The sequence below is a fragment of the Stenotrophomonas sp. 610A2 genome (assembly GCF_030549615.1).
In the GTDB taxonomy this organism is placed as follows: Bacteria; Pseudomonadota; Gammaproteobacteria; order Xanthomonadales; family Xanthomonadaceae; genus Stenotrophomonas; species Stenotrophomonas pigmentata.
Window position 1 is genome coordinate 1,057,717 of record NZ_CP130832.1, and the last position, 13,353, is coordinate 1,071,069.

Genomic DNA, 13,353 nt, shown 5'->3' on the forward strand with positions numbered 1-13,353 from the left:
TGCTAGCATCGGCGCATGGATTCCATCAGTCAGATCGTTCTCGGCGGCGCCATCGCTGCCGCCATCACCCCCTCCGCGCATCGCCGCGCAGCCGTGCTTGCCGGTGCCGCCCTGGCCACGCTGCCGGATCTGGACGGCTTGGCGATCATGGCATTCACCGACAACCCGGTAAGCCTGATGACGGTGCACCGCAGCTTCAGTCATTCGCTGTTCGTGCTGCCCTTGCTGGGTACGCTGATCTGGTGGTTGTACAAGCGCTTTGGGCACGGCCGGGTTGCAGCTGCGCCAGCGCGCTGGTGGTGGGCGATGGTGCTGGCGCTGGTCACGCATCCGCTGCTCGATGCCTTCACCGTTTACGGCACGCAGTTGTGGTGGCCGCTGACGCCGCCACCGACGATGTGGTCCAGTGTCTTCATCATCGACCCGCTGTATACGATCTGGTTGCTGATCGCCTGCGCCATTGCCTGGTTCGCGCGCGCGCGGCCTTTGGCGCAACGCGCGCTGGTGGCCGGATTGGTGCTGAGCACCGGTTACCTGGGCTGGTCCTTGATCGCCAAGGCACAGGTGGACCGTGTTGCCGCGCAGTCGTTGGCGGGCATGGGCCTGGCCGATGCGCCGCGCTTCTCGGTGCCGATGCCGTTCAATACCTTGCTGTGGCGGGTGGTGGCGATGACGCCGCAGGGCTATGTGGTCGGCGACCGTTCGCTATGGGCCGATCATGGGCCGATGCAGTTCGATGGCTATCCGTCGAATGTGCAGGCGATGCGCCAAACCGCTGCGGTGCCCGCGGTGCAACGCCTGAACTGGTTCAACCACGGCTTCATGCGTGCACAGGTGGTTGATGGCGAACTGGTGCTCAGCGATCTGCGCATGGGCCTGGAGCCGGAGTACAACTTCAACTTCGCCGTTGCCAACGAGCGCGATGGCCAATGGCAGGCGATGCCGCCACGGCAGGTACAGCCTGCGTATCGGCAGGCTGGCAACCGTGGCGTGCTGAAACAACGTTTGGCGCAGATGTGGCAACGCATCTGGCGGGCGCCGGTGGCAACCGGCGCCGACACGACTCAGTAAACCGTGGCGCGGGCCTGCACGAAGGAATAGAAGAACACCGCATTGGGGTCGTTCTGCACCTGGGTGAACTCGGCGCGCATGCCATCGACCGTGGCCTGGTCGACCTTGCTGGCTTCCAGCAGCTGCTCGGCCGCTGATAGCAGCAGTTCTTCCCACAGCGCGAACATCACCTTGCGCCGCGCTGGTTCGCGATTGTCCAGGTGCACGGTCTTGGTCTGCGTCTGCACATCGCGGAAGCCGCCGGCCAGCAGCAGGTTGCCAAGCTTGGCGCCGACGAACGGGTCGCCGCCGCTGTCGATCTGGAAATCGTTGAACGCCATCCAATACCGCCAGAGATTGGGCGAGTAGGGATCGAGCAGGAACGAGGCATTCATCACCTCGGTGACGAATACCGGCGAGCCCGGGCTCAGCACCCGCCGTACCTCGGCCAGCGCACGCGCAGGCGAGGGCACATGTTCCAGCACCCAGCACAGGAAGGCGCCGTCAAAGCTGCGTGGCTCGAACGGCAGATCGGTGGCATTGGCGCGCTGGAACTCGACGCGCTCCTGCAGCCACGGCATCTGCGCCAGATGCGCGTTGGCGGCAGCCAGCTGGCGTTCGTTGAGGTCGATGCCGGTGACGCGCAGCTCGGGGAAGCGGCGCAGCAGGATTTCGCTCTGCGCGCCGACGCCGCTGCCTACTTCGAGGATGTGGCGGGAATTGCAGAAATCGATGTCATGGAAGATCGCCGGCTCGAACAGGCGGGCCTGCTTGCGCAGCCGCTCCTGCTCGTTTGCCGAGAAACCATGTAGGTAGGGGAAGTCGTTGAGAGTCATGAAAACAGCGTCGTGCAGTGATCCCGTCAGTATCACCAGCCGGTGTTACCGCGGCGCATGCGCGAAGGGAACCCAGCATTGCGGCGCCAGCAGCAATGTCGGCAGGGCGCGGGTTTGCGGGCGCGGGCTGCTTATAGCTGTTGGTTCTGAGAAATGACCGATATGGAATGAGGCTTTGGTGAGAGCTTGGCCTGGCTGGAACGGGGCCTGTGGAGCCGGTCCGGCATTTGTTCTGAAATTGAAACGAATCATTGGAAATTAAGTAATTGTTCCGAATTTGGTGGCAAATACAATGGGCGCCATCAAGCAAAGACCGGCGGTGTTGCCGGGCTGCTTCCCCCTGAAGGAAACGATCATGAACAGCCAAGCCATCTCCCTGTACAAGAAGCGCCGCTCCCAGTACGCCCTCGGCAAGCAGCTGCCGATCAGCCAGGACGACACCATCGAGTTGATCAAGCAGGCAGTGCGCGAAGCGCCGTCTTCGTTCAACTCGCAGTCCACCCGCGCGCTGATCCTGTTCGGCGACCACAGCCAGAAGTTCTGGGACCTGACCAAGGAAGAGCTGCGCAAGATCGTACCGGCAGACGCGTTTGCGGCCACCGAAGGCAAGATCAACAGCTTTGCAGCTGGTGCGGGCACGGTGCTGTATTTCACCGACACCGACGTGGTGAAGGGCTTGCAGGAGCAGTTCGCCCTGTACGCCGACAATTTCCCGGTATGGGCCGAGCAGTCCAACGGCATGGCCCAGTTTGCGGTGTGGACTGCGCTGGCCGAGGTCGGTATCGGCGCCAGCCTGCAGCATTACAACCCGCTGGTGGACGAAGCCGTGCGCAGGCAGTGGGGCATCCATGGCAACTGGCAGCTGCGTGCGCAGATGCCGTTCGGTTCGAATGAAGCCCCGTTCGGCGAAAAGACCTTCATGGAAGACGAAGCACGCTTCAAGGTATTTGCCTGATCAAGGATTTCGACTGATTCCCAGCGACGCGGTTCTCTCCCCCGCGCGGCGCTGACAGTCGAACCGGCCCACCAGCAAATGCTGGTGGGTTTTTTTCTGTAGTGCCGAGCCATGCTCGGCAATGGCCTCATGCAAAATCCGCCAGATCACCGGTAACGCCCCTGCCGAGCATGGCTCGGCACTACAGGGCTCCCACAATCTGACAGATCGCCGGTAACGCCCCCAGCCGAGCATGGCTCGGCTCTACAGTGCGTACGCCGTTTCGCCGGCTACCAGCGCATCGAAATAATCGCGGGTCAGTTGGATCTGCGCATCGGCAGTCTCGGCAGCGTTGACCACTGCGCGGAAGGCGCCATTCTCCGGACGGTCCTTCGCGTACCAGCCCAGGTGCTTGCGGGCGATACGCACGCCCTGCGGCTCGCCATAGAACGTGTGCAGGTCGCTGAGATGGCCGAGCAGGATGTCGCGCACCTCTTCCACCGACGGCGGCGGCAGTTCCTCGCCGGTGGCCAGGTAATGGGCGATTTCGCGGAAGATCCACGGCCGGCCCTGCGCGGCGCGGCCCACCATCACCGCATCGGCGCCGGTCAGCTTGAGCACCTGCTCGGCCTTGCGCGGCGAATCCACGTCGCCATTGGCCAGCACCGGGATCTTCAACATCGCCTTGATGGCGGCGATGGTCTCGTACTCGGCCACGCCAGTGTAATGCTGGTCGCGTGTGCGGCCATGGATGGCCAGCGCGGCGATGCCGCTGTCTTCGGCGATACGGGCGATGGTTGGCGCGTTGCGTACCTCGGCGCACCAGCCTGTGCGGATTTTCAGTGTCACCGGCACATCGACGGCATTGACCACGGACTCAAGAATCCGCGCCACCAGCGCCTCGTCACGCATCAGTGCCGAGCCGGCCCAGGCGTTGCAGACCTTCTTGGCCGGGCAGCCCATGTTGATGTCGATGATCTGCGCGCCGTGGTCGACGTTGTAGCGCGCCGCCTCGGCCAGCTGCTGCGGCTCGGTGCCGGCGATCTGCACGCTGATCGGTGCCGGCTCGCCAGCATGGTCCATGCGATGGATGGACTTGCGGGTGGTCCAGAAGCGGGGGTCGCTGATGGTCATTTCCGAGGCAGCCAGACCCGCACCAAGCCGTTTGCACAGCTGGCGGAATGGCTTATCGGTAACGCCGGCCATGGGCGCGAGCACCACGTTGGGTGCAATGGTGTAGGGGCCGATCTGCATGGGGCTAGTGTAAGGCGGCGGGTCGTAACCCGCGCTGTGTCGAGATGTGGGAGTGGCGTCAGCCGCGAAGCTGGCAATACGCAAAAGGCCCGAGAGCCTACCCCTCCCCAGCCCTCCCCTGCTGCGCAAGGGAGGGGGCACAGCTATGGGCTCAGGCGTCGGCCGGGGTCATCCGCGGCATCGACAGGGCGGCGCCTTCGCTCTCGGTGGAGCGGGCGGCGTACTGGTTGGCGAAGCGCACGTGCTTGATGAACGCTGCTTCCGGGGCCTGGGCCAGCGAGGCGGCGAGGGCACCGTTGAAGGCATCGCCGGCACCAGTGGTATCCACCACCTGCACCGACTCGGCGGCTACGCGGTAGTAGGGCTGGCTGTCGCTGCGCAGCTTGTCTTCGTCGTGCGAGACAAATACGCCAACCGCACCCAGCGTCACCACCACGGTGTTGCCCGACAGCTTGCGGCACAGGGCATGCAGGCTGGCGCCGTCGAGGGTTGCCACGTCATCGGCCTCGATGCGTTCACCGACATGGCGGCCGAGCAGGGCGGCGAACTCGGTTTCGTTCGGGGTCAGCACATCGGCCAGCTTGAGCAGGCTGATGGTGGACGGGGCATTAGCCGGGGCGGCGTTGAGCATGGTCAGCACGCCGGCTTCGCGGGCCACGCTGAGCGCGGCTTCGATGGATTCCACCGGCGACTCGAGCTGGGCCAGCAGCACCTTGGCGCTGCTGATCAGGGCGGCATTGGCGGCCATGAAGTCGGTGCTCAGCGAGGCATTGGCACCGGCACCGATCACGATCGAGTTGCGGCCGCGGCCGTCGACGTAGATGCCAGCCGTGCCAGTGGGCTCAGCGGTGGCTTCGGCCACCAGCGCGATGCCGTCGGCGCTGGCCAACTGGCGGGCCAGGTCACCGCCAGCATCGGCACCGAGCGCGCAGACGAAACTGGTTTCGGCACCGGCGCGACGCGCGGCGACGGCCTGGTTGAAGCCCTTGCCGCCGGGGCCCGTGCTGTAACGGCCAGCGATGGTCGCTCCCGGCGCGGGCAGGGTATCGCAGCGCCAGACATGGTCGACATTGAAGGAACCGGCAACGACTACAGAACTCATGGAATCTACGTCTCTAAGGTGGCGATGAAACAGCAGCTGCGATGGCTTGGCCATCTGACTCGGCCGCTTTGCAGCGGCCGAGCCGTGCCAGCTGGATTGAATCAACTGAAGTGGGTCAGCACGCCGGCAATGGTGGCGGTCATCAAGGTGGCAATGGTGCCGCCCAGAACTGCACGCAGGCCGAACTTTGCAAGATCCTGGCGACGGTCCGGGGCCAGCCCGCCGATGCCGCCGATCTGGATGGCGATCGAGCTGAAGTTGGCGAAGCCGCACAGGGCATAGGTCGCGATCAGGCGGCCTTCTTCACTCAGGGTGGTGCCCGGCACGTTGCCCTGGATGATCTGCGACAGGTCCATGTAGGCGACAAATTCGTTGATCACGACCTTCTGGCCAATCAGCGAACCCACAGTGGTGGCGTCAGCCCACGGCGTGCCGATCACCCAGGCGATCGGGGCCAGCACGTAACCGAAGATGGTGGCGAGGTTGGTCGGCTTGCCGATAGCGGCGGCCAGGCCGGTGACGTCACCGATCCAGGTCAGCGGTGCATTGAGCAGGGCGATCAGGGCGATGAAGGCCAGCAGCATGGCGCCGATGTTCAGGGCAAGGCGCAGGCCATCACCCGCGCCGGCAGCGGCGGCGTCGATGATGTTGGAGGAGGTCTTTTCCACTTCCATCTTGACCGTGCCGCGGGTCAGCGGGGTACCGGTTTCCGGCACCAGCAGCTTGGCGACCACCAGCGTGGCCGGCGCGGCCATGATCGAGGCGGCCAGCAGATGCTTGGCGTAGAAGGCCTGCGAGGCCGGATCGCCGCCGCCGAGCATGCCGACGTAGGCCGCCAGCACGCCGCCGGCGATGTGGGCCATGCCGCCGATCATCATGGTGATCAGCTCGGACTGGGTCATCTTGGAGATGTACGGGCGCACGGTCAGCGGCGCCTCGGTCTGGCCGATGAAAACGCTGGCGCAGACGCTGGTGGTTTCCGCGCCGGAGACACGCATCACCTTGGTGATGGCAGCAGCCATGACCCGCACGATGGCCTGCATCACGCCCAGGTGGTACATCACGCCCATCAGCGCCGAGAAGAAGATGATGGTCGGCAGCACCTGGAAGGCGAAGATGAAGCCGTACTTGGGCACATCCATCAGGCTGCCGAAGATGAAGTTCGAGCCTTCGTTGACGAAGCTCAGGATCTTGACGAAGCCCTTGCCCAGCCAATCGAACACGTCACGGCCGCCCGGAACCAGCAGCACCAGCGCCGCGAACGCGATCTGCAGGGTGATGCCGGTGGCAACCAGTTTCCAATCAACGGCTTTCTTGTTGTTGGAGAAAAGCCAGGTGATGCCCAAAAGCACCGCCAGGCCGAACAGGCCGAAGCCGATTCTGCCCAAACCTTCGAACATGAGTAATCCCCGGGCGTGCCCGCAAAAGACGCAAGCCTAGAGCAGCGGCTGATGCCGGGCAAGAATATCTCCGGCATAAGCTGGTATTTGCTGGGATTGCGCCGGTATCGGCAAGGTCCGCGGGGCGGTCCGGTGCGCAGCCGGGGTTACACTTGCGGCCTGTCTGCGCGGATTCCGCGCACCGTCCCCTAGTTGGAGCCAGCCATGCAATACCGTCGTCTCGGGTCGTCCGGCCTGCAGCTGTCCGCCCTGTCATTTGGTGCCTGGGTGACCTTTGGCAGCCAGATCGGGCGCGACGAATCGCGCAACCTGATTGCCTGCGCCTGGGATAACGGGGTCAATTTCTTCGACAACGCCGAGGTCTATGCCAAGGGCCGCGCCGAGGAGGTGATGGGCGATGTGATCGCCGACCTGCGCCTGCCGCGCGATGGCTTCTGCGTGTCGTCCAAGGTGTTCTTCGGCGCGGTCGACGAGCCGGCACCGACCCAGCGCGGGCTCTCGCGCAAGCACGTCACCGATGCCTGCCACGCCGCGCTCAAGCGCCTGCGGGTGGACTATCTGGACCTGTATTACTGCCACCGCCCGGACGCGGAGACGCCGATCAGCGAAACGGTGCTGGCAATGGACACCCTGATCCGCCAGGGCAAGGTGCTGTACTGGGGCACCTCGGAGTGGTCGGGGGCGCAGATTGCCGAGGCCGTGGCCTTTGCCCGCGCCAACCATCTATATGCGCCGACCATGGAGCAGCCGCAGTACAACCTGTTGCACCGCGCCCGCGTGGAGCAGGAGTACGCGCCGTTGTATGCCGATGCCGGTTTGGGCACCACCATCTGGTCGCCGCTGGCCTCGGGCCTGCTGACCGGCAAGTACAACGATGGGATTGCCGAGGATTCGCGGCTGGGGCAGTCCACGCTGGGCTGGCTGCAGGCCTCGGTGCTGGGCGAGCCGGCCGATGACCGTCTGGGCAAGGTGCGCCGTTTCACCGCCTTGGCGGGGCAGCTGGGCGAATCGCCGGCGCAGCTGGCTATCGCCTGGTGCCTGCGCAACCCGCAGGTGTCCAGCGTGATCCTGGGCGCGAGCCGGGTATCGCAGCTGGAAGAGAACCTGCGCGCGCTGGACGTGCTGGCGCGGGTGGAAGAGGGCGCCTGGCAGCAGATCGAGGCGATCTTCGCCTGATCGCGAAGCGGTAGTGCCGAGCCATGCTCGGCAGTGCCTTGCCAGGGATTCGAGCAATCTTTGTGGGAGCGGCGTAAGTCGCGAAGCTACGGATCAGTCAGGTTGCAGGCGGTTGGCGACTTCAGGGTTGCCAGCTTCGCGGCTTACGCCGCTCCTACAGGCGGAATGGATGCCGGTAAGCCCTCTGCCGAGCATGGCTCGGCACTACAGGGGCCAGGCTTTTGTAGGAGCGGCGTTAGCCGCGAAGCCACAGATTTGTCAGGTTGCGGGCAGGTTGGTGATCTTGGCAGTGCCAGCTTCGCGGCTTACGCCGCTCCCACAAGGGAATGGGTGCGGTAAGGCCCCTGCCGAGCATGGCTCGGCACTACGGGTGGAACGATGGGCCTGTTTGGCAGGGTTCGGTGCCTGTTTGCGGATTTGTTGTAAATAGTTCTTGCATCGTTATTGAGAATCATTATCATCAACTCCGTCCCCAGCACGGAATCACGATGATGTCGGCCCAGCCCGTTATGCTTCGCCCCCGCACCCTCCACCTGCCGCAGCGCCCGGTCCAGATGTTGCCGGTCGATGGCGTTGTCGATAGCGGCGCCCTGCTCAAGGGCCAACGCGAGATCGTGATCCAGCACGGCGATAAGTTCTATCGCCTGCGGCACACCAGCAACGACAAGCTGATCCTCACCAAGTAAGTCGCTGCACGGCCGCGTTCGCCGCAGCCAGCGTTGCCGCGCTTGGCTTCCAGGAACGCACAGCTCTCTCCCCCCTTGGCTACAGTCTGGTTGCTCCGGCAACCGGGCTGCCTGCCAGGGGTTTTGTTCACTCCATGATTCCAGGCCTCCATGATCCGTCCAACTGTCTTGAGTGCTGCCCTGTGGGCGGTACTGTCTCCGGCGCGTGCTGAAAACGTCGCTGCACCCGTTGTGCATGAATTCGACCGCGTCCAGGTCACCGCTACCCGTACCGAGCGTGCGGTCAGTGACGTCGCCGCCACGGTCGATGTGATTGATCGCGAGCAGTTGGACAAGCAGTTGGCCAACGATATTTCCGACCTGGTGCGTTACGAGCCGGGCGTTTCGGTCACCCGCAGCGCTACCCGTTTCGGCCTGGGTGGCTTCCGCATCCGCGGCCTGGACGCCAACCGCGTGCTGATCCAGACCGACGGCATCGCCATGCCGAAGAGCTTCAACATCGGCAGCTTCGCCAACAGCAACCGCAACTTCACCGATCTGGAAACGCTCAAGCGCGTGGAAATCGTGCGCGGCCCGGCCAGCTCCTTGTATGGCTCGGACGCATTGGGCGGCGTGGTGGCCTTCGTCACCAAGGACCCGGCCGACTACCTGAAGGATGGCAAGGACAGCTATGTCGGCTTGAAGTTCGGCTATGACGGCGAGTGGAAGGGCCTGCTGGCCGGTGCAACCGCAGCGTGGGGCGGTGAACGCTGGAGCGGCATGGTCAACGTCAACCACCACCAGGGCCAGGAAACGGTCAACAAGGGTGATGTGCGCAGCAAGGACTACACCCGCACCGCGCCGAACCCGCAGGATCGCGATGGCCGCAGCGTGCTGGCCAAGCTGGTATATGCGCCGGACGAAAGCCAGCGCTTCCGCCTGACCGTGGAAGGCAATGAGGACACCACCGATACCGACGTGTTCTCCTCGGTCAACGACAAGCACCCGGTTGCCGCCTCGCGCACCACCACCAGCATGAAGGCGCACGACACGCAGAGCCGCACGCGGCTGTCCTTCGCCCATGAAATGGATGCGCTGGATGCTGCGTTCGCCGATAGCCTGAACTGGCAGATCTACAGCCAGAACAGCGAAACCAAACAGGTCACCGACGAAGGCCGGACCAATGGCAGCCGCCGTCATCGCGCCTTCCATTTCGACCAGCGCGTCTACGGTGCGCAGCTGCAGTTCAACAAGGCCTTGGAGACCGGCTCGGTCACGCATGCGTTGACCTGGGGCTTCGATGGCGCGGTCACCGACATCCGCCAGAAGCGCGATGGTTACCAGGTGCTGGCCAACGGCACCGTCAGTTCCAACATCTCGCCGGACAACTTCCCGGTGCGCGATTTCCCGATCAGCAAGACCACCGAACTCGGTCTCTACGTGCAGGATGAAATGCGCCTGGCCGACGGTCGCCTGTCGGTGGTGCCCGGCCTACGCGTGGACCATTACCGGCTGAAGCCCGAATTGGACACGATCTTCAGGGAAGACAACCCGGACATGGCGGTGGCCTCGCTGACCAAGACCAGTGTGTCGCCAAAGCTGGGCGTGGTCTGGCGCTTCGACGACCAGTGGTCGTTGTTCGCCGGCTACGCGCACGGTTTCCGCTCGCCGCCGTACAACGACGTCAACCTCGGTTTCACCAACCTGATGTTCGGCTACACCGCCATCCCCAACCCGGACCTGAAGCCGGAAACCAGCAATGGCGTGGAGCTGGGCGTGCGCTATGTCAGCCCGGTCGCCTACATGAGTGTGAGCGGCTATTGGAACGACTACCGCGACTTCATCGAATCGCAGCGCTATGTCGGCAACAATGCGCAGGGCCTGATGGTGTTCCAGTCGCAGAACATCGCCGACGCACGCATCTATGGCGCCGAACTGAAGGCCGGCGTGGATTTCGGCCAGGTCAGCGATGCGCTGAAGGGCTGGGGCCTGCGCGGTGCGGTTGCATGGGCGCATGGGCAGAACCGTACCGAAGACGTCCCGCTGGATTCGGTGGATCCGTTGCGCGGCACCGTCGGCCTGATGTACGACCGCGATGATTGGGGCGTGGAACTGGCCGGCACCTTCGCCCGCCGCAAGGACCGCGTTGCAGTGGCCACGGCGTATCGTCCGGCCGGTTACGGCGTGATGGACCTGATGGCGCACTGGGAGTTCGCACCGGGTGCCAAGTTCAATGTCGGCGTGTTCAACCTCACCGATCGCAACTACATCGACTGGTCCAGCATCACCTCGACGCTGGCCGGCAGCAGCACCGTGATCGATCGCTTCAGCAACCCGGGTCGCACCGTATCGGCCAGCGTCTCGGTGTCCTGGTAAGCAACAACGTTAGCGGTTCCTCCAGGAGCCGGCGAAGGAGCGCATCGTGGCCATGGACGGCCATCCCTTTCATCCACACAAGGAACATCCATGAAGCTGCTTTCCGCCAGCCTGCCGCTGCTGATTCTTGCCAGCACCGCCGCCAGCGCCGCTCCTGCCGATATCGCCCGTGACCACGACAGCATCCTGAAAATGCAGGGTGAGTACACGGTGGACTTTGCCTTCGATGAGACCGTGCTGCTCAAGCCCGGCTACGAACGCGCGTCGGCGATGCGCAGTGGTGGTGATGAAGTGGTGATCGTGGTTGAAGACACCCCGCAGCGCATCGTGCTGCAGCACCTGCTGGTCGATACCAAGAGCGGCCACGTCACCAAGCATTGGCGCCAGGATTGGGTCTACGAAGCAGCGCAGCGTTTCGAGTTCACTGCCGAGCAGACCTGGGCCGTACGCGCGATTCCGGCCGCGTTGAACCAGGGGGCATGGACGCAGTGCGTCTACGAAGTGAGCGATGCGCCGCGCTACTGCGGTACCGGCCGCTGGAGCTACAACAACAATGTGCCGACCTGGACCAGCGACCTGAGCTGGCGCCCGTTGCCGCGCCGCGAGTACACCAAGCGCAGCGACTACAACGCGCTGGCAGTGGTGAACCAGCACACGCTGACCCCGAACGGCTGGACCCACGAGCAGTTCAACACCAAGGTGCAGCGCAATGCGGACGGCAGCCAGGTGGAGATCGCGCGCGAATTCGGCTTCAACGATTACATCAAGACCACCGAAGTGGACTTCAAGCCAGCACGCGATTACTGGGCCGCCACCGCGCCGTTCTGGGCGCAGGTACGCCAGCGTTGGGACGGCTTCCTCGGCAAGGCACCGGGCGTGCACCTGAAGACCAAGCTTGATGGCATGGCGATGATCATGCCGCTGTTCCAGCAGGCCGAGGAGATCCAGGGCGGCGCGGCGGTGGATACCGGCAAGATCGATGCGGTGTTTGCGAAGTACGTGGAAGCGGCCAGGTAAGTTGGCTTTGTTCGGCCTTTTTTGATCTTGTGGTAGCGGCGTAAGCCGAGAAGCTGCTGCAACATCAAGGGCCAGGAGCTGACCCCTCCCCAACCCTCCCCTTGGCTTCGCCAAGGGGAGGGAGCAGAGCAGGGCCGCTCCTTTGCCTTCTTCGCAAGAGCAGCTGTACGGTTGTAGGAGCGGCGTCAGCCGCGAAGCTGATGGTCCATCAGGTCACAGGCATGACCTTGATTGGATTGGCGCCAGCTTCGCGGCTGACGCCGCTCTCACATCCATCAGGCCCACACGCTCTGGGCTTATTCCTTGAACATCAGCAGCGCAGCCAGCAGGATCAAGGCGAACGCCGCCCAGTGGTTCCACTTCAGCGGCTGCCCCAGGTAGGTGGCGGAAAACACCGCGAACACCACCAGGGTAATCACTTCCTGCATGCCCTTGAGCTGTGGCGCCGAGTACACCGCGCTGCCCATGCGGTTGCCCGGAACCTGCAGGCAGTACTCGAAAAAGGCGATGCCCCAGCTGACCAGGATCACCGTCATCAGCGGCGCGGTCTTGAATTTCAGGTGGCCATACCAGGCCACCGTCATGAATACGTTGCTGGCAACCAGCAGCAGTACCGGGTACAGATAGGCAGTAAAGGAAGGGGCGGCCATGTCCAGTTTCATCGATGCGGGTCGATAGCATAGGCCGCGAACGCGCAAACACTTGCCCCGTAAAACAAGTTTCAGATGTGACGAATTGAGGCGCGACGCGTCTTCACACGACATCCACCAGGAGTGCGGCATCTTTCACAAAGCTGAAGACTAAGGAGGCTCCATGCGACAGACAAAGGAATCGTCCGGGTTGGTACTGGTCGTCGAGGACAACCGCAACATCTCCGAGATGATTGGCGAATATCTGGAAGGCAAGGGTTTCGAGGTGGACTACGCAGCCGATGGCCTGGACGGCTACCGGTTGGCTGCCGAGAACAGTTACGACGTTGTGGTGCTGGACTTGATGCTGCCGCGATTGGATGGCATCGAAGTGTGCAGACGCCTGCGTAACGAGGCGCGCAAGTCGACGCCGGTGTTGATGCTGACCGCACGCGACACGCTGGACGACAAGCTCACCGGGCTTGGCTACGGTGCCGATGATTACCTGACCAAGCCGTTCGCCATCCAGGAACTGGAAGCGCGCCTGCGTGCACTGATCCGCCGCGAACGTCGCCAGGTGGGTGCCGAGGTCCTGAAGGTGGCCGATCTGGTGCTGGACCCGGTCAGCATGCGTGCTACCCGCGCAGGCAGCGAGTTGCAGCTGTCGCCGATTGGCCTGCGCCTGCTCACCATCCTGATGCGCGAATCACCACGTGTGGTGACCCGCCAGGAAATCGAGCGTGAGATCTGGGGCAATGGCCTGCCCGATTCGGATACCTTGCGCAGCCATCTGTACAACCTCCGCAAGATCATCGACAAACCGTTCGATCGGCCGCTGCTGCACACCGTGCAGAGCGCGGGTTACCGGATTGCCGACATCGGGCAATCGATGGGCTGACCTGCAGCCGCTTGCT

Annotated in this window: 12 protein-coding genes; 7 read left to right on the forward strand and 5 right to left on the reverse strand. The window is 63.7% G+C overall.

Annotated elements, in window-relative coordinates; genetic code table 11:
- Positions 1-15 precede the first annotated feature (15 nt).
- On the forward strand, positions 16-1,071 hold the full coding sequence (locus Q5Z11_RS04610; RefSeq protein ID WP_303748937.1) for a metal-dependent hydrolase: 1,056 nt from the start codon (positions 16-18) through the stop codon (positions 1,069-1,071).
- Here the strand turns inward: Q5Z11_RS04610 and Q5Z11_RS04615 are convergent.
- A complete protein-coding gene (locus tag Q5Z11_RS04615; protein ID WP_303748938.1) occupies positions 1,065-1,886 on the reverse strand; it encodes a methyltransferase domain-containing protein in 822 nt (273 codons plus the stop codon). The genes Q5Z11_RS04610 and Q5Z11_RS04615 overlap by 7 nt on opposite strands.
- A 355-nt stretch (positions 1,887-2,241) precedes the next feature.
- On the opposite strand from Q5Z11_RS04615, the gene Q5Z11_RS04620 reads away from it, so the two are divergent.
- A complete protein-coding gene (locus tag Q5Z11_RS04620; RefSeq protein ID WP_303748939.1) occupies positions 2,242-2,841 on the forward strand; it encodes a nitroreductase family protein in 600 nt (199 codons plus the stop codon).
- A 243-nt stretch (positions 2,842-3,084) separates the two neighbouring features.
- Here the strand turns inward: Q5Z11_RS04620 and dusB are convergent, their stop codons facing one another.
- The 3 genes from dusB to Q5Z11_RS04635 all read right to left on the reverse strand — a co-directional run bounded on the left by dusB (position 3,085) and on the right by Q5Z11_RS04635 (position 6,576).
- Positions 3,085-4,074 (reverse strand): tRNA dihydrouridine synthase DusB, encoded by a 990-nt coding sequence (gene dusB / locus Q5Z11_RS04625; RefSeq protein WP_303748940.1) that lies wholly within the window; start codon positions 4,072-4,074, stop codon positions 3,085-3,087.
- Between the two features lie 151 nt (positions 4,075-4,225).
- Positions 4,226-5,176 (reverse strand): ribokinase, encoded by a 951-nt coding sequence (locus Q5Z11_RS04630; protein WP_303748941.1) that lies wholly within the window; start codon positions 5,174-5,176, stop codon positions 4,226-4,228.
- A gap of 101 nt (positions 5,177-5,277) precedes the next feature.
- Positions 5,278-6,576 (reverse strand): NupC/NupG family nucleoside CNT transporter, encoded by a 1,299-nt coding sequence (locus Q5Z11_RS04635; RefSeq protein ID WP_282269936.1) that lies wholly within the window; start codon positions 6,574-6,576, stop codon positions 5,278-5,280.
- A gap of 204 nt (positions 6,577-6,780) precedes the next feature.
- Between Q5Z11_RS04635 and Q5Z11_RS04640 the strand changes: the two genes are divergently transcribed.
- The 4 genes from Q5Z11_RS04640 to Q5Z11_RS04655 all read left to right on the forward strand — a co-directional run bounded on the left by Q5Z11_RS04640 (position 6,781) and on the right by Q5Z11_RS04655 (position 11,810).
- Positions 6,781-7,752 carry a potassium channel beta subunit family protein gene (locus tag Q5Z11_RS04640; protein ID WP_303748942.1) on the forward strand — a complete coding sequence of 324 codons (972 nt, stop codon included), beginning with the start codon at positions 6,781-6,783 and terminating at the stop codon, positions 7,750-7,752.
- Positions 7,753-8,243: 491 nt separating this feature from the next.
- Complete coding sequence (hemP, locus tag Q5Z11_RS04645; RefSeq protein WP_303749971.1) at positions 8,244-8,438, forward strand: hemin uptake protein HemP; 195 nt, start codon at positions 8,244-8,246, stop codon at positions 8,436-8,438.
- 150 nt (positions 8,439-8,588) lie between these two features.
- Complete coding sequence (locus Q5Z11_RS04650) at positions 8,589-10,793, forward strand: TonB-dependent hemoglobin/transferrin/lactoferrin family receptor (RefSeq protein WP_303748943.1); 2,205 nt, start codon at positions 8,589-8,591, stop codon at positions 10,791-10,793.
- A 90-nt stretch (positions 10,794-10,883) separates the two neighbouring features.
- Positions 10,884-11,810: a DUF6607 family protein gene (locus Q5Z11_RS04655; protein ID WP_303748944.1), complete on the forward strand. Its 927-nt coding sequence runs from the start codon at positions 10,884-10,886 to the stop codon at positions 11,808-11,810.
- 296 nt (positions 11,811-12,106) lie between these two features.
- On the opposite strand, the gene Q5Z11_RS04660 is transcribed toward Q5Z11_RS04655, so the two are convergent.
- Positions 12,107-12,460, reverse strand: coding sequence for a DMT family protein (locus Q5Z11_RS04660; protein WP_303748945.1), 354 nt, complete (start codon positions 12,458-12,460; stop codon positions 12,107-12,109).
- A 163-nt stretch (positions 12,461-12,623) separates the two neighbouring features.
- Between Q5Z11_RS04660 and Q5Z11_RS04665 the strand changes: the two genes are divergently transcribed.
- Positions 12,624-13,337 carry a response regulator transcription factor gene (locus tag Q5Z11_RS04665; RefSeq protein WP_057630720.1) on the forward strand — a complete coding sequence of 238 codons (714 nt, stop codon included), beginning with the start codon at positions 12,624-12,626 and terminating at the stop codon, positions 13,335-13,337.
- Positions 13,338-13,353 lie beyond the last annotated feature (16 nt).

Bases quoted from the DNA above. Each gene is read 5' to 3' on its own strand.
- Q5Z11_RS04610 (WP_303748937.1), top strand. From the start codon at position 16: ATGGATTCCATCAGTCAGATCGTTCTCGGCGGCGCCATCGCTGCCGCC.
- Q5Z11_RS04615 (WP_303748938.1), bottom strand. From the start codon at position 1,886: ATGACTCTCAACGACTTCCCCTACCTACATGGTTTCTCGGCAAACGAG.
- Q5Z11_RS04620 (WP_303748939.1), top strand. From the start codon at position 2,242: ATGAACAGCCAAGCCATCTCCCTGTACAAGAAGCGCCGCTCCCAGTAC.
- dusB (WP_303748940.1), bottom strand. From the start codon at position 4,074: ATGCAGATCGGCCCCTACACCATTGCACCCAACGTGGTGCTCGCGCCC.
- Q5Z11_RS04630 (WP_303748941.1), bottom strand. From the start codon at position 5,176: ATGAGTTCTGTAGTCGTTGCCGGTTCCTTCAATGTCGACCATGTCTGG.
- Q5Z11_RS04635 (WP_282269936.1), bottom strand. From the start codon at position 6,576: ATGTTCGAAGGTTTGGGCAGAATCGGCTTCGGCCTGTTCGGCCTGGCG.
- Q5Z11_RS04640 (WP_303748942.1), top strand. From the start codon at position 6,781: ATGCAATACCGTCGTCTCGGGTCGTCCGGCCTGCAGCTGTCCGCCCTG.
- hemP (WP_303749971.1), top strand. From the start codon at position 8,244: ATGTCGGCCCAGCCCGTTATGCTTCGCCCCCGCACCCTCCACCTGCCG.
- Q5Z11_RS04650 (WP_303748943.1), top strand. From the start codon at position 8,589: ATGATCCGTCCAACTGTCTTGAGTGCTGCCCTGTGGGCGGTACTGTCT.
- Q5Z11_RS04655 (WP_303748944.1), top strand. From the start codon at position 10,884: ATGAAGCTGCTTTCCGCCAGCCTGCCGCTGCTGATTCTTGCCAGCACC.
- Q5Z11_RS04660 (WP_303748945.1), bottom strand. From the start codon at position 12,460: ATGGCCGCCCCTTCCTTTACTGCCTATCTGTACCCGGTACTGCTGCTG.
- Q5Z11_RS04665 (WP_057630720.1), top strand. From the start codon at position 12,624: ATGCGACAGACAAAGGAATCGTCCGGGTTGGTACTGGTCGTCGAGGAC.